Below are 21,609 nucleotides of genomic sequence, written 5' to 3' on the forward strand. Positions count from 1 at the left end.
CTGTCTGCAGCCGATGAGCGAGCCCCTGACCCGGTGCGAATGGCGCGGCATGGCCGGCGACCCGCTGTACGAGGCCTATCACGACACCGAATGGGGCGTGCCCGAGTATGACTCGCGGGCGCTGTGGGAAAAGCTGGTGCTGGACGGCTTCCAGGCGGGGCTGGCGTGGATCACCATCCTGCGCAAGCGCGAGGCCTTCCGCGCGGCCTTCGACGGCTTCGACCCCGAGAAGGTGGCCCGCTACGGCGAGGCCGACCGGGCGCGGCTGATGGCCGATCCCGGCATCGTCCGCTCGAACGCCAAGATCGACGCGGCCATCTCGGGTGCGCGGATCTACCTCGACATGCGCGACCGGGGCGAGGACTTCTCGGACTTCTGCTGGGGCTTCGTGGGCGGCAAGCCGATCCAGAACGCCTGGACCGCATTCGGCGACGTGCCCGCCCAGACCCCGCTGGCCGTCGAGGTCTCCAAGGCTCTGAAGGGCAGGGGCTTCAAGTTCGTGGGGCCGGTAATCGTCTACGCCTGGATGCAGGCCGTCGGCATGGTCAACGACCACTTCACCTGCTGCTTCCGCCACGACGCGGTGAAAGGGATGGGGCGCTAGTGGCGAAAGGGCCCACCTTCACCCTCGAGAAGGCCTTCGTCGGCGGCCACGTCTGCGGCGTGGACGAGGCCGGGCGCGGGCCGTGGGCCGGTCCGGTCTACGCCGGCGCGGTGATCTTCGACCCCGGCAAGCGCACGCCGAAGGGCCTGGACGACTCCAAGAAGCTCACCGCCAAGGCGCGCGAGGAGCTGGAGCTGGAGATCAAGGCCAGGTCGCTCGCCTGGGGCGTCGGCTTCGCCAGCGTCGAGGAGATCTGGGAGCACAACATCCTGCACGCCACCGGGATCGCCATGTGCCGGGCGATCGAGGCCATGGCGGTCCAGCCGACCTACGCCCTGGTGGACGGCAACTACCGCTTCAAGCTGCCGTGCGAGGTGAAGACGGTGGTGGGCGGCGACGCCAAGTCCAAGTCCATCGCCGCGGCCTCCATCCTGGCCAAGGTGGCCCGCGACCGCTGGATGACCGAGATGGATGCGCGCTACCCCGGCTATGGCTTCGCCAGCCACAAGGGCTACAACGCCCCCACCCACCTGGAGGCCCTGGTCACGCTCGGCCCCTGCGAGATCCACCGCCGCGCCTGGCGGCCGGTGAAGCTGGTGCTCGCCGGCATCGACCCCCGAGCCGTCGAGCCCGAGCAGGGCGAACTGTTCGAGTAGCGCGCGCCCAGTGCTCCTATCTGGGGGAGCTCGCGAAGCGGGCGGGGGGTCCGCGGGGTGTTGACGTTCTGAATCAAGATTGACCGCTGTCCTGACGCGCCGCTCCCTCGGCGCATGCGCGATTTCAGCGACATCGCCCGGAGCCTGCGGCTGCAGGCGGGCGTCTGCAGCGAGATGGGCTCGCCGTTCTACGACGGTTTCATGAGCCGGATGGCCGACGATCTGGAGGCGGGCGGTCCGGCCTGCGGCCTCGCCGAGCGGTGGCTGGGCCCGGGGCTGCGGACTCTGCTCATCGACGCCGTCCCGATCCGGCTGGCCAACGCTTTCAACCACCTGGCCATGGGCGAAGAGGCGCCCGGGCTGGCGGCGGTGTGGCCCCGACCGGAAGCGCCGGCCGATCCCGCCGCGGCCTGGGCCGCCGCGCGCGCCGCGATCGCGCCGCACCGCGCCATGCTGGACGCCTTCCTGGATCACGAGCCGCAGACGAACGAGGTCCGGCGGTCGTCGGGCCTGCTCGGCGGCTTCCTGACCGTCGCGGCCGAGACCGGGCTGCCGCTGCGCACCTTCGAGATCGGCGCCAGCGCTGGGCTGAACGTCTTCTGGGACCGCTTCCGATACCAGCTCGGGCCCCTGAGGTGGGGCGACCCGGCCTCGCCGGTCGCCATCGACACCGACTGGTCCGGCCCCACGCCCCCGGATGTCGCCGCCTCCGTCGTCGAGCGCGCGGCCTGCGACCGCCGACCGACCAACCTCGCCGACCCGGCGCAGCGCCGCCGGCTGCTCGCCTGCATCTGGCCCGACATGTTCGAGCGCCTGGAGCGCAGCCGCCGGGCCATCGCGCTCGCCCGGGACTGCGGCGTCTCGGTGGAGGCGGCCGACGCCCTGGACTGGGTCCGCGCCCGGGTGCGTCCGCAGCCCGGCGTCGCCACCGTGCTCTACCACTCGGTGTTCTGGCAGTACCTGCCGCCGACCACCCGCGACCAACTCGAGGCCGAGATCCGCGCCCTGGGCCGGATGGCGACCGCCGCGGCGCCGTTCGCGTGGCTGCGCTTCGAGCCGCCCCTCAGCAACATGTCGACGGTGGACATCCGACTTACCCTCTGGCCCGGGGGCGCGGAACGCCATCTGGGCGAGGCGCATCCCCACGGCGCCTGGACCCGCTGGAACGGCTGAGGCAACCCATCGGACCGCGCGTGGGTTGGTGGGGCATGTTCGCCGCCGCGCTCCGGACCGCCGCGCTGGTCGTCTGCGCCCTCAGCCTGGGCCTTTCGTCCGCGCACCTGCTCGAGGCGCCGCCGCGGCTCTGGGAATGGCCGGCGGACCTCTGGCGCGAGGCCACGGTGTTCCACGGGCAGTACGCCCTGTTCGCCGCCGTCGGCGGACCCGTCGAGATCCTGGGCGTCGTGCTCGCGGCCGTCGTCGCGGCGCTGGCGCTGCCGGGCCGCGAGCGCTGGACGTCGGCCGCCGCCTCGGCGGCGCTCTATGTCACCGCGTTGGCCGTTTGGCTGCTGGTAGTGAACGCCGCCAACGGCGCCATGGCCGACTGGCGGCCTGGCCCGCTGCCGGCGGACTTCCGCGACGTCCAGCGCCGGTGGGAGGCCGGGCACGCGGTCATGGCCGTCCTGAAGCTGGCCGGCTTCTCGGCGCTGGCCTGGCACGTGGCCGGTCCGCGGCGATTAACCGTCCGCACACCATCCCCGTAAACACGCCCTTCACCATATCCGACCAGGATTCTACGGTTTCCTGTCGTTTGAGGACCTTAAGCCTATGGGGCTGCCGGTTGACGCCATACTGAACGGCGACTGCCTCGAGGAGCTGGCCAGGCTCCCCGATCGCTCGGTCGATCTCGTGTTCGCCGACCCGCCTTACAACCTCCAGCTGGGCGGCGACCTGCTTCGGCCGGACAACTCCAAGGTCGACGCCGTCGACGACCATTGGGACCAGTTCGAGAGCTTCGAGGCCTACGACCGCTTCACCCGCGCCTGGCTGAAGGAATGCCGCCGGGTGCTCAAGGACGACGGCGGCCTCTGGGTCATCGGCAGCTACCACAACATCTTCCGCGTGGGCGTGGCGGTGCAGGACCTGGGCTTCTGGATCCTGAACGACATCGTCTGGCGCAAGGCCAACCCGATGCCGAATTTCAAGGGCACGCGGTTCACCAACGCCCACGAGACGCTGATCTGGGCGGCCAAGAGCCGCGGCGGGCGGCGCTACACCTTCAATTACGACGCCATGAAGATGGCCAACGACGAGCTGCAGATGCGCTCGGACTGGACCCTGCCGCTGTGCACGGGCGAGGAGCGGCTGAAGGACGAGACCGGGGCCAAGGCCCACCCGACCCAGAAGCCCGAGGCGCTGCTGCACCGGGTGATCATGGCCTCGACGAAGCCGGGCGACGTGATCCTCGATCCGTTCTTCGGCACCGGCACCACCGGCGCGGTCGCCCGCCGGCTCGGGCGCAGGTTCATCGGCATCGAGCGCGAGGCCGACTACGTGAAGGTGGCCGAGGCGCGCATCGCCCGCGTCATCCCCGCCTCGCCGGAGGAGATGGTCGTCACCGGCTCGAAGCGGTCCGAGCCGCGGGTCCCGTTCGGCCAGCTGGTGGAGGCCGGCCTCCTGCGCGCGGGCGACGTCCTCTACTGCCCCAAGGGCCGCAACGCCGCCCGCGTGCGCGCCGACGGCAGCCTGGTGGTGGGCGAACTCTCGGGCTCGATCCACAAGGTGGGCGCGATGGTGCAGTCGGCTCCGGCCTGCAACGGCTGGACCTACTGGCACTTCAAGACGGACAAGGGCCTCGCGCCCATCGACGTGCTGCGCGCCAAGGTCCGCGCCCAGACCCCGGCCTGAACCCCCGGCGGATTTCCGCTACGGCGGGACTCGACGGCATACCGGTCTTTCGGCCACCCTGACGGCCGTCGAAGCGTGGGGACCGGTGATGGGCGGGGGCGAGCGGTGAACCCGCGTATCTGGGTCCTGTCCCTCTGCACCTTCGCGTTCGGCTCCGCGGGCTTCATCTTCGCGGGCATGCTCGAGCCGATGGCGGCCGACCTCGGGGTGTCGACCGCGGTCGCCGGCCAGCTGCAGACCGCCTACGTCCTGACCTCGGCCATCCTGGGCCCGGTGGCGGCCTGGCTCCTGGGCCGGGTGGACCGCAAGTTCGTGATCCTGCTCGGCCTGTCGCTCGCGCTCGTCATGCACCTGGCCTGCGCCGCGGCGCCCAGCTTCGAGGCCCTGCTCGCCGCGCGCGCCGTGGCGGGGCTGGCGGGCGCCATGTCGGGCGCGGCGGCCAGCGTGGCGGCCGCCTCGCTTGCGCCGCCCGAGCAGCGGGGGACGGCGCTGGCCATGGTCACCGGCGGCATGACGGTGGCCTTCGTCGTCGGCATTCCCATCGGCAGCGTCGCCGGCGCGGCCTTCGGCTGGCACGCCACCTTCCTGGTCGCCGCGGCGCTCGCGGCCATCGCGCTGACCGGCGTCCTGCTGCTCCTGCCCCGCGTGCCCGCGCCGCCGAAGCGCGAGGGCGGGCGGCTGCGGATCTCGCCCATCTGGCCGCTCTACGCCACCAGCTTCCTGACCTTCGCCGGCAACATGACGCTCAACCTCTACATCGCCCCGATCGTGCGGGTCGGGGCCGGGGTGACCGGCGCGGGCGTGGCGCTGTTCCAATCGATGATCGGCTTCGGCGCGGCGGCCGGGCTGTGGCTGGGCGGGCGGGCCGCCGACCGCGGCGCGGGCAAGGCCTGGATCCTCCAGTGCATCGGCCTGCAGGCCATCGCCATGTCCATGCACTGGTCGGCGACGCACCAGCTCGTCCCGGCGGGGCTCCCCAGCCAGCTCCTGGTGATGGGCGCGATCTTCTTGGCGGCGACGGCGCTCTTCAGCATCTCGCCGGTCACCCAGTCGCGGCTGATCCAGATGACCGGCGGCGCGCCGGTGGCGCTGGCGCTGAACGGCTCGGTGTTCTCGCTGGGCCAGGCCTGGGGCTCGACCCTGGGCGGGATCGCCCTGGCGACCTGGGGCGTGCCCGCGATTCCCGCGGCGGCGCTGATGATGTCGTTTACCGCCTTCGCGATCCTCAGCCTGGCGCTCCGGAGCGACCGGCCACGCTAGACACGGGTCCGGTCCTCCATTCGCGGAAGACGCGATGTCCGCGCCGTGGGGTCCTTCCCGGCGAATGCCGGGACCCAGATGGAATGGCTAGAAGGCGGGTTCCAGACGCTCGTGGCCCTTCCCATCAGGCCTCGGACCTGGATCTGGGTCCCGGCATTCGCCGGGACGAGCGGAAGCCGTTGTACCCTAGAGCAGGTTGGTCAGGCCGCTCCTGGCGGCCTTCAGGAACACGCTGGGCAGGGCGTCCAGGTCGCGGCGCGGGCTCCAGATCAGGCCGTCGGCGTCGGCGGCGGCGCCCTCCGCCCGCAGCAGCTGCAGCGTCAGGGTGAAGTGGGTGAAGCCGTGCTCCACCTCGCCGACGCCGCGCCAGTCGGCCGCGGCCGGCGCGGCGGCCAGCGCCTCGGCATGCGTCCACCGCTCGGCGCGCCAGTCGGTGGTGGGCAGCGCCAGCATGCCGCCCAGCAGGCCCTTCGGCGGCCGGCGGACGAGCGCGATCCGGTCATCGCGCGTCAGCACATAGGCGACGCCGTGGCGGTGCGGCCGCTCGGCCTTGGCGGCCTTGCGTGGAAAGGTCTCGGGCGCGCCGCTCGCCAGTCCCGCGCAGTGGCCGGCGATGGGACAGCGGTCGCAGAGCGGCGCCTTGGGCCGGCACACCGTGGCGCCCAGGTCCATCAGCGCCTGCGCCCAGTCGCCGGGGCGCTCCGCGGTCACCAGGCCCGCCGCCAGCCGCTTCAGCTCGGGCTTGGCGTCGGGCAGCGGCGCCTCGACCGCGAACAGCCGCGCCATCACCCGTTCCACATTGCCGTCGACGACGTTGGTCGGCCGGTCGAAGGCGATCGCCCCCACGGCCGCCGCCGTATAGGGGCCGAGGCCCGGCAGGCCGCGCAGGCCTTCCTCGGTGTCGGGGAACACGCCGCCGTGGTCCCGCGCCACCGCCCGCGCGCAGGCCAGCAGGTTGCGGGCCCGCGCGTAGTAGCCCAGGCCCGCCCAGGCGGCCATGACGTCCCCGTCGTCAGCGTCGGCGAGGTCGACCACCGTGGGCCAGCGGGCGGTGAACTTCAGGAAGTAGGGCGCGGCGTGCGGCACCGTGGTCTGCTGCAGCATCACCTCCGACAGCCAGACGCGGTAGGGGTCGGCCCGGACGCCGGACGCATGGTCCCGCGGGCCCACCCGCCACGGCAGCGTGCGCGCGTTGGCGTCGTACCAGGCCAGGAGTCGGGCGCGGAGCGCGTCGGTCGTCACGAACCCTCCTTAGCGTCATCGCGGGCGCCGCGCAGCGTCTATCCGGGACCCCGCGATGACGGCTAAAGAGAGGACATGCGGCGGCGGCTCCCGACCCTCGAAGAAGCGCGTGCGATCCTCGCCGCCAAGCGCACGCGGCCGCAGCGGCGCCCGCCGCCGCCGGCGGGCCGTGCCCTGAACCGCTACGTCAAGGAGCTCGACGGCCGGTTCGGCCAGGGCGCGAGCGCGCTCGCGGCCCGCTGGCGCGAGATCGTGGGGCCCGAGATCGCCCGGCGGACCGAGCCGGTGAAGCTGGTGCGCGGCCGCGCCGGCGGTCCCTCGTCGCTGGAGATCCGGGTGGCCGGGCCGGCCGCGGCCATCATCCAGCACCAGGCCCACGAGGTGCTGGCGCGGGTGAACGTCTTCCTGGGGCCCGAGGCGGTGCAGAAGCTGCGGATCGTCCAGGGCCCGCTGCAGCGCCGCGAAGCCCCACCGCCGCCGCGCCGCGCCGCGCCGCTGGACGCCGCGCTCGAGGCCGACCTGGCGCAGAGCCTCGCCGGGGCGCCCGACGGCAAGCTCAAGGACCAGCTCCTCAAGCTCGGCCGCGCTGTCCTGCGCCGGGGGCGCTAGCGTCGGGCGCCGCAGGCGCAGTCCCGTTGAACCGCGAACCTTGTCTGTCCACGAATGAACACGACGGACACGAATGCGCGGAGGGACCCCGGCCCCATTCGTGTGCATTGGTGTTCATTCGCGAACAGGGCGGGCTGCTGAATGGCGCCCGTCCGAGTTGACTTAAATCCGCCGTGGTCCCATCCGCAGCCTGAGCCTGCGGGGCGCGCCGAAGGGGGCGCCTTGGGCCGCGCGGGAATCGCGCTTTAATCCTTTGTTCAGAACTGCCGGAAGGTCATCGATGTCGAACCTCACCCGCCGTCTGCTGATGGCCGCCGCCGCTGGCGCGGCCCTGGCGCTGGCCGGCTGCAACCAGGGCGTCGGAGGCGGAAGCGCCACCACGGGCGACGCCATGACCATGGGCGACCCCAACGCCAAGGTGCACATGGAGGAGTACGCCTCCACCACCTGCAGCCACTGCGGCGACTTCAACAACCAGGTCTTCGGCCAGTTCAAGGCCAAGTACATCGACACCGGCAAGGTGCGCTACACGCTGCACGAGTTCCTGACGCCGCCCGAGGCCGTGGCCGCCGCCGGCTTCCTGACCGCCCGCTGCGCCGGCAAGGACAAGTATTTCGCCGTCATCGACGCGCTGTTCCACAGCCAGGCCGAGATGTTCGCCACCGGCGACGCCCGCGGCACGCTGCTCAAGGTGGCCCAGTCGGCCGGGATGAACGAGGAGCAGTTCAACAAGTGCGTGTCCGACGAGGCGGCCAACAAGGCTCTGTCCGACCGCGTCCAGGCCTCGATCAGGAACCGCAACATCAGCTCCACCCCCACCTTCTTCTTCAACGGCAAGAAGGTGAAGGAGGGCGCCATGACCATGGAAGAGCTCGACGCCGCCGTGGCCGAGGCCTCGAAGTAGGGTGGCCGCGCTCACCCGCCGCGCCGCGCTCGTGACGGCGGCCGCCGCCGGTCTTGCCGCGGCGCCGGCGTGGTCGGCGGTCAAGGCCGCCCCGGGTGACATGAGCCTGGGCGATCCCAAGGCGCCGGTCCACGTGGTCGAGTACCTGTCGCTGACCTGCCCGCACTGCGCCCACTTCCACGCCGACGTCTTCCCGGCCTTCAAGGCCAGGTACATCGACACCGGGCGCGTCTACTTCACGGTGCGCGAGCTGCTGACCGCGCCGGCCAACGTGGCGGCCGCGGGCGTGCTGATGGCCCGCTGCAAGGGTGACGCGGCGACCTACTTCCGGATCGTCGATCAGGTGTTCCGGAGCCAGGCGCGCTGGCAGCAGGGCAGCATCAAGCCGCTGTTCCTGGAGATCGCCCGGCAGAACGGCCTGACCGAGGCGCAGTTCGAGGCGTGCCTCGTGGACGAGAAGGCCAGCGAGGCGTTGCAGGCCCGGCTCGAGTACGCCACCGGGACCGACAAGGTGACGGGCACGCCGACCTTCTTCGTCAACGGCGTCCTGCTGCCGAACCAGACCGTGCCCACCCTGGCCGAGCTCGACGCGGCCATCGCCCGGGCGCTCAAGCCGGCCGGGAGGCGCTAGGGGCGTGCACTTCCAGCGGCTCAGGCTCGCGGGTTTCAAGTCCTTCGTCGAACCGACGGAGTTTCGCATCGAGCCCGGGCTCACGGGCATCGTGGGCCCCAACGGCTGCGGCAAGTCCAACCTGCTGGAAGCGCTGCGCTGGGTGATGGGCGCCAATTCCGCCAAGGCCATGCGGGCCGGCGGCATGGACGACGTCATCTTCGCCGGCGCCTCGAACCGCCCGGCGCGCAACCACGCCGAGGTCTCGCTCACCATCGACAACGCCGACCGGCGCGCGCCGGCCGCCTTCAACGACCATCCGGTGCTCGAGGTGGTGCGGCGCATCGACCGCGGCGCGGGCTCGACCTATCGGATCAACGGGCGCGAGGTCCGCGCGCGTGACGTCCAGCTCCTGTTCGCCGACGCCTCGACCGGCGCCAGCTCGCCCGCCCTCGTCCGGCAGGGCCAGATCTCGGAGCTGATCGCCGCCAAGCCGCAGAACCGCCGCCTGATCCTGGAAGAGGCGGCCGGCGTTTCGGGCCTCCATTCCCGCCGCCACGAGGCCGAGCTGCGGCTGCGGGCGGCGGAGACGAACCTCACGCGCCTTGACGACGTGGCCCGCGAGCTCGAGGCCAACCTGGGGCGGCTGAAGCGCGAGGCGCGCGCGGCCGAGCGCTACAAGAAGCTGTCCGCCGAGATCCGCGCCCTGCAGGGCGCCGTGCTCGTGGCCAAGTGGACCGAGGCCAGGGCAGCGGCCGAGCGGATCGCCGCCGAGGCGCGGGCTGCCGTGCGGGCGGTCGAGGAGACCGCGCGGGCAGCCGCCGGGGCGACCACGCGCGCCGCCGAGGCCGAGGCCGCGCTGAAGCCGCTGCGCGAGGCCGAGACGGTGGCCGCCGCCATCCTGCACAAGCTGGCCATCGACAAGGACCGTCTCGACCGGGAGGCCGAGGCCCACGCCGCCGAGCTGGCTCGCCTGACCGGAGACGTCGAGCGGATCGACGCCGACCGCGCCCGCGAGGCGCACATCACCGAGGACGCCGAGGTGGCGCTGAAGCGCCTGGCCGACGACCTCGCCGCGCTGGAGGCCCAGATCGCCGCGGCGCCCGAGCGCGGTCCCGAGCTCGAGGCGGCGGCGAAGGCGGCCGAGGCGGCGCGGGCGGCAGCCGACGCCGAGGTCGAGCGGCTCGCCGCCGAGCTGGCCACACACGAGGCCCAGCGGCGCGCCGCGCAGGCGCGCATCGACGAGGCGCAGACGCGGGTCGCCCGCACGCGGCGGGCGCTGGATCAGGCGCGGCAGGAACGCCAGGCGCTGGGCCCGGCGCTGAACCCGCAGGCGGCTCAGGCCCGGGCCGACTTCGAAGCCGCCGAGCAGGCGCTGGCCGCGGCCCGGTCCGCCCTGGAGCTGGCCGAGGACGAGCGCACGAAGGCGAACGAGGCCGAGGCCGTCGCCCGTGAGGCATCGCGCAAGCAGGACGAGCACCTGGGCCGGCTGACCGCCGAGGCGCGGGCGCTGGCCGCCCTGGTCGCCCAGGCGAAGCGCGGCGGCTTTGCCCCCGCGCTCGAATCCGTTTCCCCCGACCGCGGCTACGAGCGCGCGCTCGCCGCGGCCTTCGGCGACGACCTGGACGCCGCGCTCGATCCCGCCGCCCCTGCGCACTGGGGCGGCCGCGAGATTCCCGCGCCGGCCTGGCCGCAGGGCGCCACGCCGCTCGCGCCGCTTGTGAAGGTCCCGGCGGCGCTCCGGGCGCGTCTCGCCTATGTGGCGCTGGTGGACCGCACCGACGGCGACCGGCTGCAGAAGACGTTGCCGGCCGGCGCGCGGCTGGTGTCCGTGGAGGGCGATCTCTGGCGCTGGGACGGCTTCACGGCGCGCGCCGAGGCGCCGAAGCCCGCCGCGGTGCGCCTGGAGCAGAAGACCCGGCTGGCCGAGGTCGAGGCCGAGATCGAGGGGCTGGAGCCCAGGGCCCGCGCCGCCCGCGAAGCCGCCGCCGCCGCCCAGGCCCGCGTCCGCGCCGCCGACGAAACCCTCCGCGCCGCCCGCCGCGAGCCGCCGCTCCTCGAGCAGAAGGCGTCGCAGGCCCGCTCGGCGCTGGAGCGGTACGACCGCGAGGCGGCGCTGAAGGCCCAGCGCGCGGCGTCGCTGGACGACCTGATCGGGCGGTTCGAGGCCGAGTTCGCCGAGCACGAGCAGGCGCTGGCCGCCGTGACCGCCGAGGCCGAAGGGCCGGGGGAGGCGGACGACCTGGTGGCGCGTCTGGCGGCTGCGCGCGGCGCGGCGGGCCCCGCGCGGGAGGCGGCGGCCCAGGCGCGGGCGGCCTACGAGATGGAAATCCGCGAGCGCAACGGCCGCACCGGCCGGCTCGAGACCCTGAAGCGCGAGCACGAGGACTGGAGCCGCCGCGCCGCCGCCGCCGCCCGGCGGGTGGCGCAGCTGGACGACGCGCGGGGGAAGGCCGCCGCGGCGCTCGCGGCCGTGCAGGACGCGCCGTCCACGCTGGAGGCGCGCAAGGTCGCGCTGCTGGACGAGCTGGCCACGGCCGAGGCGCGCCGCGCGAAGACGTCAGACGCCCTGGCCGCGGCCGAGCACGAGCGCGCCGAGGCCGATCGGGCGCTCCGGGCGACCGAGGCCGCCGCCTCCGAGGCCCGCGAGCTGCGCGCCAGCCTTTCGGCCCACGCCGAGGCCGCCGCCCAGCGGCTGGCCGAGGTCTCGGCCAACATCCGCGAAGCCGCGCGGATGGAGCCCGAGGCGCTGGCGCGCAAGCTCGCCGACGAGGCGGTGGCGGTCCCGGCCGACGCCGAGGGCATGGAGGCGCACCTCTTCAACCTCGAGCGCCAGCGCGAGGCGATCGGCCCCGTCAACCTGCGCGCCGAGGAGGAGGCCGGCGAGCTCGCCGGCCGCCTCGAAGGCATGAACCACGAGCGCGCCGACCTGACCGGCGCCATCGCCCGCCTGCGCCAGGGGATCGACGAGCTGAACCACGAGGGCCGGGAGCGGCTGACGGCCGCCTTCGGCGTCATCAACGAGCACTTCAAGACCCTGTTCGAGACGCTCTTCCAGGGCGGCCAGGCCGAGCTGCGGCTGGTGGAGTCCGACGATCCCCTGGAGGCTGGCCTGGAGATCTACGCCTGCCCGCCGGGCAAGCGGCTCGCCACCATGAGCCTGATGAGCGGCGGCGAGCAGGCGCTGACGGCCAGCGCGCTCATCTTCGCGGTGTTCCTGGCCCAGCCGTCGCCCATCTGCGTGCTCGACGAGGTGGACGCCCCGCTCGACGACGCCAACGTCGACCGCTTCTGCAACATGCTGGACGAGATGTGCCGCAAGACCGAGACGCGGTTCATCGTCATCACCCACAACCCGGTGACCATGGCCCGCACCGACCGGCTGTTCGGGGTCACCATGGCCGAGCGCGGCGTCTCCCAGCTGGTCTCGGTCGACCTGCGCCAGGCCGAGGCGATGGCGGCGCAGTAGCCGTCCCGTCGTCCCCCGGCTTTCCCGTGCGGCAACGGCGGACGTTCTGCCACACCCTCGATTTTCTCCGTTATATCAGTGACTTATATACTTCCCAACCAGCCTTGACGCACTGCACACGGCTCTATAGGTTCCGCGCGACCTGAAGCCCCCGCCGTGGCGGCGACGTGGCGGTCGAAAGGCCTTCCCACGAATGCCCCTTCCGGACGAGCCGAACGCCGAGGCGAACAGCCTCGACCGACGGATCGCCGCGGCCGAGGCGGCGCAGGCCCGCAAGGCGAGCGGCGACTCGCACCGGGCCATGGCGCAGGGTTACCGCTTCCTTGGAGAAGTGGTCGGTGGGGTGTTCATGGGCGCCGCTCTCGGCTGGCTCGCTGACCGCTTCATCACACCTGAGCCCCTGGGTCTGGTCTTCGGACTGTTCCTGGGCGCCGGGCTTTCGATTTTCGTGGCGGTCCGCACCGCCGCGCGGACGCAGAAACGAGACGCGGCGAAGGCCGGGCCCCTGCCCAGCGTTCCCGACGAGGATGAGGACTAGAGGACGAGATGGCTGAAGGGCCGAAGATCGACCCGATGCACCAGTTCCTGATCCAGAAGATCTGGGACGGTCCGGTCTTCCAGGTGGGCGGCGTCACGTTCGACATGGCGATCACCAACGCGGTCGTGGCCATGTGGGTCGGCGCCGCGGTGCTGGTCGCCTTCTTCCTGCTCACGGCCCGCGGCCAGATCGTCCCGAACCGCGCCCAGGCGGCCGTGGAGGGGCTCTACAACATCGTCGACAGGGTGCTCGTCACCCCGATCATCGGGCCGCACGGCCGACCCTACATCCCCTACCTCTTCACCCTCTTCTGCGTGATCTTCGTGCTGAACCTGATGGGCGTCGTGCTCTCGGTCTTCAGCCTGGTCGGCGTGACGGCGACCTTCACGGTCACCTCGCAGCTCGCGGTCACTGCCACGCTCGCGGTCCTCACCTTCTTCAGCGTCTTCATCCTGGGCTTCATCAAGCACGGGCCGAAGTTCCTGACGCTCTTCTGGGTGCCCGGCATGGGCGTGGCCGGCGGCGCGGCCATGGTGGTGATCGAGATGATCTCCTACTTCGTCCGCCCGGTGACGCTCGCCATGCGTCTCTTCGGCAACATGCTGGGCGGCCACGTGGTGCTCAGCCTGTTCGGCTCGTTCGTCGTGGCCCTGGGCCTGGCGGGCATGTCGGGCGGCCTGTCGAGCCTGCTCTTCGTGCCCAGCGCGCTCTCCTTCGCCATGATCGTCGGCCTTACCGGCCTCGAGCTGATCGTCGCCCTCCTGCAGGCCTTCGTCTTCACGGCGCTGGCCACGGTGTACCTCAACGAGGTCGTGAACTTCGGTCACGGCCACTGATCCAACCCAACAAGCTCATTCGAGAGGACTAGAACCAATGGAAGCTGAAGCCGCCAAGCTGATCGGCGCGGGCCTCGCCACGTCGGGCATGATCGGGGCCGGTGTCGGCCTGGGCTCGCTGTTCGGCAACTACCTGCAGGCCGCGATCCGCAACCCGTCGGCCGCCGCCAGCCAGCAGACGATGCTGTTCCTGGGCATGGCGCTGACCGAAACCATGGGCCTGTTCAGCTTCGTCGTGTCGCTGATCATCCTGTTCGGCTGATCCACGGACAAGGCAGGGCTCCGCCGCCATGGCGATGCAAGCTGAAGACCACGGGCCGGCCCAAGGCCACGGCGCGGGGACCACGGACCCCGGCCTGACGCCGGGCGCCGCCCCCGCCTCGCCCGGACACGAAGGCGTGGCCCCCGGCGCGCATGGCGCCGCCGAGGCGCATGCCGAAGGCGGGTTGCCGCAGTTCGACTTCGCGCAGTGGCCGGGCCAGATCGCCTGGTTCCTGATCGTCTTCTTCGCCCTGATGGCGTTCATCCGCTTCTTCGCGGCGCCGAAGGTGGGGGGCACGATCGAGGCCCGCGAGGCCAAGATCAGCGGCGACATCGCCGAGGCCCGCCGGATGAAGGAAGAGGCCGACGCCCAGGCGCAGGCCGCCGCCGCCGAGGCCGCCCAGGCCCGCGCCGGCGCCCAGCGCGTGGCCGCCGAGGCCCGGGCCAAGGCGCAGGCCGAGATCGCCGCCCGTCTCGCCGAGGAGGAGGCCAAGCTGGCCGCCGCCGGCGCCGAGGCCGAGGCGCGCATCGCCAAGGCCCGCGAACAGGCGATGACCAACGTCGCCGGCATCGCCGGAGACACCGCCCAGGCGATCGTCGCCAAGCTGACGGGCAAGCCGGCCACCGCCGCCGAACTCGCCGGCGCGGCCAAGGGGTAAGCGATGAACCTGCTGCTCGACTCCCACTTCTGGGTCGCCGTCGCCTTCCTCGTGTTCATCGGCGTCCTCGTGGCCGCCGGCGTCCACCGCCTGGTCTGGAAGATGCTGGGCGACGCCGGCGCCAAGGTCCAGGCCCAACTGGACGAGGCCCAGGCCCTGCGCGACGAGGCCCAGGCCCTGCTCGCCCAGGTCAAGGCCCAGAAGGAAGCGTCCGACAAGCTGGCGGCCGAGATGCTGGCCAACGCTCAGGAGGAGGCCCAGCGCCTCCAGGCCGAGGCCCAGACGAAGCTCGCCGAACAGCTCCAGCGCCGCGGCCAGATGGCCGAGCGCAAGATCGCCCAGGCCGAGGCCCAGGCCGCCGCCGAGGTCCGCGCCGCCGCCGCCGAGCTCGCGGCCCAGATGGCCGAGCAGGTGCTGACCACGCGTCTGGCCGGCGCCAAGTCCGACCCGCTGATCGACAAGGCGATCGGCCAGCTGGCGGGCAAGCTGCAATAGATTGACGAGACCGGGCCGTCCGCCCCTTCAGCCTGGCTGAAGCGGCGGCCCGCGGCCGGACGGCGGCGTTGGGGAACGTCCGCCGCCCGCGACCTGTCCACGAACCCCGCGACCCACCACCGATCCGCCCGCGCCGCCTTCCGCTCTGGGGAGAAGGCCGCGTCGCCGGCTCGAAGGATCCCGGGGTTCGTGGACACCCCGCTCCCCATCACCCCACCGCCGTCATCCTGGTTTCGCCGCGGGCGAAGACCGGGCCCGGTTGCCGCGGAGCGGTGGCGCCGCCCGGCTTGACCGCAGAGGCCGCGGAGATCTCCGCGGCCTCTGCGTTCTTCTCTGCGCCCTCCGCGGTTCAATCGAGCGCCTGCGGCGTCCGCCCGTCATGGCGCAGCTTTGCGGGCGGTGGGGCTGCATCCCGGGTCTCCGCGCTCTTTCGAGCGCTGCGCCCCTGGATGACGAGAGGAGCGGGGATAACGTCCGCAAAAGTCCACTGGCCTCTTACCTCCCCCGCGAAGCGGCGGGAGGGGGACCGGTCGCCGAGGCGCAGCCGAAGAGCGAGTGGTGGAGGGGGCGAGCGGCCGGCGCTGCAGAACGATCGGGCGTGTTGGGCTCGGCGGATGAGGTTCGCCCCCTCCACCCCCCGCTCTCCGGCCGGCTCGCGCCGGCCTCGGCGGGCGGTCCCCCTCCCGCCGTCGCTGCCGCGACGGGGGAGGTAAGCGTCGCGCCGAGGCGGGTCTCAGGCCCACCGCGCCGCCGCCCTGCCGGGACGCCTGCGGGCGAAGTCGACGAAGGCCTTGAAGGCGGCGGTCGGGTTGCGCCGGCTCGGGTAGTAGAGGCACAGCGGCGGCATCGTGGGGGTCCAGTCCTCCAGGACCGGTTCGAGGCGTCCCTGTTCGATGTCCTCGCGCACGTCGGATTCCATCGCGAGCGTTAGGCCGGACGAGGCGAGGGCGGCGGCGCGGGCGAGGGTCGCCTCGTCCAGCGTGGCGGGACCCGTGACGTCGACGTGGACGGATCGGCCGTCCTTCTCGAACGGCCAGCGATGGATCGCGCCGTTGGGAAGCCGGACGCGGAAGCAGACGTGCTTCGCCAGGTCCTGCGGTATCGCGGGCCTGCCGTGGGTCTCGAAGTAGGCGGGCGTGCCGACCACCACATTGCGCCGCGCGGCGCCGATGGGGATGGCGATCATGTCGGCCGGTACGAGGTCGGCGCTCCTGACGCCCAGGTCGAACCCTCCGGCGACGATATCGACCAGCCGCCCTTCCGTGACGACGTCGACATGGACCTGCGGATAGCGTTGCAGGAACGGCAGCACCAGCGTTCCGAAGATCTCGCGCGCCGCCGTCGGGAAGGCGTTGATGCGCAGGGTCCCCGATGGCGTCGCCTGCTGCGAGCGGGCGGCCTCGATGGCGTCGTGGATGTCCTGCAGCGCCGGCCCGATTTGCGCGATGAAGTTCCGCCCCGCCTCGGTGAGCGAGACGCTTCGCGTCGTGCGATTGAACAGCCGGACGCCCAACTGCCGCTCCAGCTTGTTGACGGCATTGCTGAGGGCGCTGGTCGACATCCCGAGCTCGAGCGCCGCCGCGCGGAACTTTCCCCAGCGCGCGATCGCGAGCACGGCGTCCAGTTCGGTGAGGGGGCTTTGGGTCATTGTCCCGATAATCGTAACACGTCGTCCTCGTTTGTCCCGATTATCGGCTGAATTGTCGACGCTTAGGTTGGCGGGATCGCGAACGCGGGGCGCGGGTTGGTCGGCTTCACGAGCGCGAATGGACCTGCACGGAGACACTCATGCCCATCGACCTGCCATACCCGATCCGGACGTATGTCGCGGCCAACGCGCGCCTTGACGCCGACGGCATGCTCTCGGCTTTCGCCGACGACGCGGTCGTGTTCGACGAGGCCCGCCGCCACGCCGGGCGGGATGACATCCGAGCCTGGATCCTGGACGCCACGATCGCGAACCGCGCGGTCTTCACGCCCGACACCTGCCGGATGGAAGACGGAATCGCCGTGGTGGAGGGGCCGACCGCCCGCGATTTCCCCGGCAGCCCGATCCGCCTGACCTTCCGCTTCGCCCTGCGCGGCGATGCGATCGCGGCCCTGGAGATCGCAGGATGACGTCGCTGGACCTCAGGACGGAGTTCGAAGGCCGCCGCGTGGTGGTCACGGGCGGCACGAAGGGCGCGGGCCTGGCGACGGTGAAGCGCTTCGTCGCCGGGGGCGCAACGGTGGTCACGGCCGCGCGCGCGGGCGCCGAGGTCCCCTCGGGCGCCCAAGTGGTTGCGGCCGACCTGAGCACGACGCTGGGCCCGGCCCGGCTGGCGGAGGCTGCGCTCGAGCGGATGGGCGGCGTCGACATCCTCGTTCACGTCGTCGGCGGCTCGTCGTCGCCGGCGGGCGGCTTCGCGGCGCTGACCGAGGACCACTGGCGCGCCGAGCTCGACCTCAACCTCATGGCGGCGGTACGGCTCGATCAAGCCCTCATCCCGACGATGGTCGACCGCGGCCGCGGCGCCGTGATCCACGTGTCGTCGATCCAGCGGAAGCTGCCGCTGCCCGACTCCACGATCGCCTACGCCGCCGCGAAGGCGGCGCTGACGACCTACAGCAAGGCGCTGTCGCGGGAGCTTGGGCCCAAGGGCGTGAGGATCAACGTCGTCTCGCCCGGCTGGATCTACACGGAGGCTTCGGATGCGCTGGTCCGGCGCACCGCACAAAGCATGGGCGGCGATGTGGAGGCAGCGCGGCAGAGCATCCTCGACGCGCTCGGGGGCATCCCCATGGGACGTCCCGCGGAGCCGGACGAGGTCGCCGAACTGATCGCCTTCCTGGCCTCGCCGCGGGCGGCGTCGATCCACGGCGCGGAGTACGTCATCGACGGGGGAACGGTCCCGACGGTCTGACCAGGTCGCGCTTCACCTGGCGGCGACGTCGTCCTGGGGCGCCAGGGCGGCGCCTACCGCCTCCGGAAGCGCCGCCGCACGCCCTTCACCCACCGCAGCTTGCGCGGCAGCAGGATGCGCTCGACGCGCAGGGTCTGGTGGTAGAAGAGGGCCACCACTTCCGGCTCGCGCCGCAGCAGTCGGCGGATCGGGTAGAGGGTCTTCGGATAGGCGCGGTGCAGCTTCACGAACTGCCGGCGCGCCTTGAAGCTGTGGCGCAGCACGATCATCACGCCCACCACGATGACGGGGATGCCGCCGGGGCCGGGGATGGGGGCGATGAGGATGCCGAGGGCGATGATCGCCAGGCCAAGCAGCACCATCCCCGTCCGCTTGATGCGGCCGGCGACTTCGCGCGCGAAGTCATCCGCAGCGCGATAGACGCGCAAAGAGGGCATGGCGAAAGTCACTTGGTAGTCCTGGGGAGTGCGCGGCGGAGCGGGGAGGATCCGTCGTCACAAAGTTCATATGCTTACGTCCGGGAGACTCGTAAAGACGACCCGCCGTTAAATTTTCCTAACGCGACCGTATTCCGCCGCTGATGGCGCGGGCGCCACACCCCTCATGCAGGCTCGACACAGGGACGGTGCAGAGCCTGTGCGCTCCCGTCATCCGCGGCTCGTCCGTCCCTGTGCGATGGCGCGTCACTCCGCCGCGAGCGTCTCCGGGCGCCAGGCGAGCTTGGGCTTGCGGGCGGCCAGGGTCTCGTCCAGGCGGCGCAGGGGCGCCAGGTGCGGGGCGTTCTTGAAGCGGTCCTTGTCGTCGTTGCCCCTGGCCGCCAGGGCCAGGGCGCGCAGGGCGTCGCAGAAGCGGTCGAGCTCGCGCTTCGACTCGGTCTCGGTCGGCTCGATCAGCATCGCCCCGTGGACGACCAGCGGGAAGTACATGGTCATCGGGTGGAAGCCCTCGTCGATCATGGCCTTGGCGATGTCGAGGGTGGTGACGCCGGTGCCGTCCAGCCAGCGGTCGTCGAACAGGGCCTCGTGCATGCACGGGCCGTCGGGGAAGGCCGGCGTCATCACGTCGCCCAGGCGGGCCTTGATGTAGTTGGCGTTCAGCACCGCGTCCTCGGCCACCTGGCGCAGGCCGTCGGCGCCGTGGCTCAGCATGTAGGCGTAGGCGCGGACGAACATGCCCATCTGGCCGTGGAAGGCGCACATGCGGCCGAAGGCCTGGGCCGCCTCGCCCTCGGCGGCCTCGGCGAGCGACAGGCCGGCCTCGCCGCTGACCACCCAGGGGGCGGGGGCGAAGGGCGCCAGCGCCGCCGAGAGCACCACCGGTCCCGCGCCCGGCCCGCCGCCGCCGTGCGGGGTGGAGAAGGTCTTGTGCAGGTTGATGTGCATGGCGTCGACGCCAAGATCACCGGGCCGGACGCGGCCGACGATGGCGTTAAAATTGGCGCCGTCACAGTAGAAGTAGGCGCCAGCCGCATGCGTAAGCTTGGCGATGTCAATAATGTCGCGCTCGAATAGTCCGCATGTATTGGGGTTAGTCACCATGATCGCCGCGACATGCTCGCCGAGTTTGGCTTCCAGGTCGGCGAGATCGACGCGGCCGTCCGCGGTCTGGGCGATTTCCGTGACGGTGTAGCCGACGAAGGCGGCGGTGGCGGGGTTGGTGCCGTGGGCGCTGGTGGGGACCAGCACGGTGCGGCGGCTGCCCTGGCCGGCGGCCTCGTGCGCCGCCTTAATGCAGAGCAGGCCGCAGAGCTCGCCGTGCGCGCCGGCCTTGGGCGACAGCGCCACGCCGGGCATGCCGGTCAGGGTCTTCAGCCAGTGGGCCAGGCGGTCCATCAGGGCGAGGGCGCCCTGGGTCGTCGAGACCGGCTGCAGCGGGTGCAGGTCGGCGAAGCCCGCCATTCGCGCCGCCTTCTCGTTGAGGCGCGGGTTGTGCTTCATGGTGCACGAGCCCAGCGGATAGAGCGCCAGGTCGATGGCGTGGTTCTTCTGGCTGAGGCGCACGAAGTGGCGCATGGCCTCGGGCTCGGAGAGGCCCGGCAGCTCGAGCCCGGCGCGGGTGAGGCCGGCAAGGTCGTCCGCGTCCTCGGTCACGTCCGGAAGGTCGACGCCGGTCTTCGTCCAGCCGCCCAGCTCGAAGATCAGCGGCTCGTCCTGGACCAGGCCGCGCGCGCCGGTCAGCGACTGGAAGCCCTCGGCGCCGGCGGCGGCGCCCTCGGGGCGGGTGGGTCGGCCCACGGTGTTCATGGTCATCGTCAGAGAGCCTTCAGGGCGGCGGCGAGCGCCGCGATGTCGTCGGAGGTGGTGGTCTCGGTGGCGGCGAGCAGCAGCACGTCGTCCAGGCCCGCGTGCGGGTCGAGGCGCGAGAACGGGACGCCCGCCAGGATCCCCTGGGCGGCCAGCCGCTCGACCAGCGGGGCGGCGGGGCCCTTCGTGCGCACGGCGATCTCGTTGAAGAACCGCGGCGTCAGCACCTCGAGCCCGGCGCCGGCCACGGCCCGCGCCAGCTCGCGCGCCCGGGCGTGGTTGATGCGGGCGAGCTGCTGCAGGCCCGTCCCGCCCAGCAGGGTCATGTGGATGGTGAAGGCCAGGGCGCAGAGGCCCGAGTTGGTGCAGATGTTGGAGGTCGCCTTCTCGCGGCGGATGTGCTGCTCGCGGGTCGACAGCGTCAGCACGTAGCCGCGCTGGCCGTCGGCGTCGACGGTCTCGCCGCAGAGGCGGCCCGGCATCTGGCGGACCAGCTTCTCGCGGGTGGCGAAGAGGCCCACGTAGGGGCCGCCGTAGTTCAGGGCGTTGCCGATGGACTGGCCCTCGGCGACGGCGATGTCGGCGCCCATCTCGCCGGGGCTCTTCAGCAGGCCGAACGAGACCGCCTCGGTGGTCACCACGATCAGGAGGGCGCCGCGGGCGTGCGCCGCCTCGGCGATCTTCGTCACGTCGGTGACGACGCCGAACACGTTGGGCGTCTGGACCACGACGCAGGCGGTCTGGTCGTCGATGGCGTCGATGACGGCGGCCTCGGCGTCGATCGCGGCGGGCAGGCGCACGATCTCCATGCCCTCGGCGTGCGCGATGGTCTGGGTGGTGGCCGCGTAGTGGGGGTGCAGCCCCCCCGACAGCACCGCCTTGCCCCGCCGGTTCACCCGCTTGGCCATCAGCACGGCCTCGGAACACGCGGTCGACCCGTCGTACATGGACGCGTTCGCCACGTCCATGCCCGTCAGACCCGCCACTTGGGTCTGAAATTCAAAGAGAATTTGCAGGGTCCCCTGCGCGATCTCGGGCTGGTAGGGGGTGTAGCTCGTGAGGAACTCGGACCGCTGGATGATGTGGTCGACGGTGGCCGGCACGTGGTGGCGGTAGGCGCCCGCCCCGCAGAAGAACGGCCCGGCGCCGGCGGCGCGGTTCAGGGCGGCGAGCCCGGCGAGCTCGCGCTCCACCTCCAGCTCGCCGGCGTGGCGCGGCAGGTCGACGGGGCCAGGCAGGCGGGCCGCTGACGGCACGTCGGCGAACAGCGCGTCGATGTCGGGCGCGCCGATGACGCCGAGCATCTCGGCGCGGTCGTCGGCGGTCAGGGGCAGGTATCTCATGAGCTCAATCCGCTAGGTCCTGCGCGCCGCAGGCGCTGTATTGATCGACCACGAACCACACGAACCACACGAACGGGCTGTGCGAGCGGCAAGGCTGAGCCTGGCTTGAACGTGTCCGTGTGGTTCGTGT

The 21,609-nt window shown here is 72.1% G+C and carries 22 protein-coding genes; 17 read left to right on the top strand and 5 right to left on the bottom strand.

The window, feature by feature from the left end:
• Nucleotides 1–13 precede the first annotated feature (13 nt).
• The 6 genes from AC2D8W_RS06315 to AC2D8W_RS06340 all read left to right on the top strand — a co-directional run bounded on the left by AC2D8W_RS06315 (nucleotide 14) and on the right by AC2D8W_RS06340 (nucleotide 5,367).
• Nucleotides 14–604 carry a DNA-3-methyladenine glycosylase I gene (locus AC2D8W_RS06315; RefSeq protein WP_484670818.1) on the top strand — a complete coding sequence of 197 codons (591 nt, stop codon included), beginning with the start codon at nucleotides 14–16 and terminating at the stop codon, nucleotides 602–604.
• Nucleotides 604–1,260: a ribonuclease HII gene (locus AC2D8W_RS06320; protein WP_484670819.1), complete on the top strand. Its 657-nt coding sequence runs from the start codon at nucleotides 604–606 to the stop codon at nucleotides 1,258–1,260. The genes AC2D8W_RS06315 and AC2D8W_RS06320 overlap by 1 nt, the downstream gene beginning before the upstream one ends.
• A gap of 114 nt (nucleotides 1,261–1,374) precedes the next feature.
• The gene (locus AC2D8W_RS06325; protein WP_484670820.1) at nucleotides 1,375–2,433 is read left to right on the top strand and encodes a DUF2332 domain-containing protein; all 1,059 of its coding nucleotides are present in this window, start codon (nucleotides 1,375–1,377) and stop codon (nucleotides 2,431–2,433) included.
• 20 nt (nucleotides 2,434–2,453) lie between these two features.
• Nucleotides 2,454–2,963 carry a hypothetical protein gene (locus tag AC2D8W_RS06330; RefSeq protein WP_484670821.1) on the top strand — a complete coding sequence of 170 codons (510 nt, stop codon included), beginning with the start codon at nucleotides 2,454–2,456 and terminating at the stop codon, nucleotides 2,961–2,963.
• Between the two features lie 64 nt (nucleotides 2,964–3,027).
• Entirely contained in the window at nucleotides 3,028–4,107 is a 1,080-nt protein-coding gene (locus tag AC2D8W_RS06335; RefSeq protein WP_293485364.1) for a site-specific DNA-methyltransferase, read from the top strand.
• A gap of 105 nt (nucleotides 4,108–4,212) precedes the next feature.
• Nucleotides 4,213–5,367: an MFS transporter gene (locus AC2D8W_RS06340; RefSeq protein ID WP_484670822.1), complete on the top strand. Its 1,155-nt coding sequence runs from the start codon at nucleotides 4,213–4,215 to the stop codon at nucleotides 5,365–5,367.
• A 186-nt stretch (nucleotides 5,368–5,553) separates the two neighbouring features.
• On the opposite strand, the gene mutY is transcribed toward AC2D8W_RS06340, so the two are convergent.
• Complete coding sequence (mutY, locus tag AC2D8W_RS06345; protein ID WP_484670823.1) at nucleotides 5,554–6,609, bottom strand: A/G-specific adenine glycosylase; 1,056 nt, start codon at nucleotides 6,607–6,609, stop codon at nucleotides 5,554–5,556.
• Between the two features lie 75 nt (nucleotides 6,610–6,684).
• On the opposite strand from mutY, the gene AC2D8W_RS06350 reads away from it, so the two are divergent.
• From AC2D8W_RS06350 to AC2D8W_RS06390, 9 genes are all read left to right on the top strand, one after another.
• On the top strand, nucleotides 6,685–7,218 hold the full coding sequence (locus tag AC2D8W_RS06350) for a DUF721 domain-containing protein (protein ID WP_484670824.1): 534 nt from the start codon (nucleotides 6,685–6,687) through the stop codon (nucleotides 7,216–7,218).
• 280 nt (nucleotides 7,219–7,498) lie between these two features.
• Entirely contained in the window at nucleotides 7,499–8,122 is a 624-nt protein-coding gene (locus AC2D8W_RS06355) for a DsbA family protein (protein WP_484670825.1), read from the top strand.
• A 1-nt stretch (nucleotide 8,123) separates the two neighbouring features.
• On the top strand, nucleotides 8,124–8,753 hold the full coding sequence (locus AC2D8W_RS06360) for a DsbA family protein (protein WP_484670826.1): 630 nt from the start codon (nucleotides 8,124–8,126) through the stop codon (nucleotides 8,751–8,753).
• Between the two features lie 4 nt (nucleotides 8,754–8,757).
• Nucleotides 8,758–12,201 (top strand): chromosome segregation protein SMC, encoded by a 3,444-nt coding sequence (gene smc / locus AC2D8W_RS06365; protein ID WP_484670827.1) that lies wholly within the window; start codon nucleotides 8,758–8,760, stop codon nucleotides 12,199–12,201.
• Between the two features lie 193 nt (nucleotides 12,202–12,394).
• A complete protein-coding gene (locus AC2D8W_RS06370) occupies nucleotides 12,395–12,739 on the top strand; it encodes an AtpZ/AtpI family protein (protein ID WP_293485377.1) in 345 nt (114 codons plus the stop codon).
• Nucleotides 12,740–12,747: 8 nt separating this feature from the next.
• Entirely contained in the window at nucleotides 12,748–13,575 is an 828-nt protein-coding gene (locus tag AC2D8W_RS06375; RefSeq protein WP_293485380.1) for a F0F1 ATP synthase subunit A, read from the top strand.
• Nucleotides 13,576–13,612: 37 nt separating this feature from the next.
• A complete protein-coding gene (locus tag AC2D8W_RS06380; protein ID WP_293364508.1) occupies nucleotides 13,613–13,837 on the top strand; it encodes a F0F1 ATP synthase subunit C in 225 nt (74 codons plus the stop codon).
• Nucleotides 13,838–13,865: 28 nt separating this feature from the next.
• Nucleotides 13,866–14,495 (top strand): F0F1 ATP synthase subunit B family protein, encoded by a 630-nt coding sequence (locus AC2D8W_RS06385; RefSeq protein WP_293485382.1) that lies wholly within the window; start codon nucleotides 13,866–13,868, stop codon nucleotides 14,493–14,495.
• Between the two features lie 3 nt (nucleotides 14,496–14,498).
• Nucleotides 14,499–14,990, top strand: a complete 492-nt coding sequence (locus AC2D8W_RS06390; RefSeq protein ID WP_484670828.1) for a F0F1 ATP synthase subunit B family protein — start codon at nucleotides 14,499–14,501, stop codon at nucleotides 14,988–14,990.
• 733 nt (nucleotides 14,991–15,723) lie between these two features.
• Here AC2D8W_RS06390 and AC2D8W_RS06395 read toward each other — a convergent pair.
• Nucleotides 15,724–16,638, bottom strand: coding sequence for a LysR family transcriptional regulator (locus tag AC2D8W_RS06395; protein WP_484670829.1), 915 nt, complete (start codon nucleotides 16,636–16,638; stop codon nucleotides 15,724–15,726).
• Nucleotides 16,639–16,778: 140 nt separating this feature from the next.
• Between AC2D8W_RS06395 and AC2D8W_RS06400 the strand changes: the two genes are divergently transcribed.
• Nucleotides 16,779–17,108 carry a nuclear transport factor 2 family protein gene (locus AC2D8W_RS06400; RefSeq protein WP_484670830.1) on the top strand — a complete coding sequence of 110 codons (330 nt, stop codon included), beginning with the start codon at nucleotides 16,779–16,781 and terminating at the stop codon, nucleotides 17,106–17,108.
• Entirely contained in the window at nucleotides 17,105–17,893 is a 789-nt protein-coding gene (locus AC2D8W_RS06405) for an SDR family oxidoreductase (protein WP_484670831.1), read from the top strand. The genes AC2D8W_RS06400 and AC2D8W_RS06405 overlap by 4 nt, the downstream gene beginning before the upstream one ends.
• Nucleotides 17,894–17,946: 53 nt before the next feature.
• On the opposite strand, the gene AC2D8W_RS06410 is transcribed toward AC2D8W_RS06405, so the two are convergent.
• The 3 genes from AC2D8W_RS06410 to gcvPA form a co-directional block, all read right to left on the bottom strand.
• Nucleotides 17,947–18,330, bottom strand: coding sequence for a hypothetical protein (locus AC2D8W_RS06410; RefSeq protein WP_293481312.1), 384 nt, complete (start codon nucleotides 18,328–18,330; stop codon nucleotides 17,947–17,949).
• Nucleotides 18,331–18,576: 246 nt separating this feature from the next.
• A complete protein-coding gene (gene gcvPB / locus AC2D8W_RS06415; protein WP_484670832.1) occupies nucleotides 18,577–20,142 on the bottom strand; it encodes an aminomethyl-transferring glycine dehydrogenase subunit GcvPB in 1,566 nt (521 codons plus the stop codon).
• A 2-nt stretch (nucleotides 20,143–20,144) separates the two neighbouring features.
• Nucleotides 20,145–21,479, bottom strand: a complete 1,335-nt coding sequence (gene gcvPA, locus AC2D8W_RS06420) for an aminomethyl-transferring glycine dehydrogenase subunit GcvPA (protein ID WP_484670833.1) — start codon at nucleotides 21,477–21,479, stop codon at nucleotides 20,145–20,147.
• Nucleotides 21,480–21,609 lie beyond the last annotated feature (130 nt).

Source organism: Phenylobacterium sp. T106 (genome assembly GCF_057219735.1).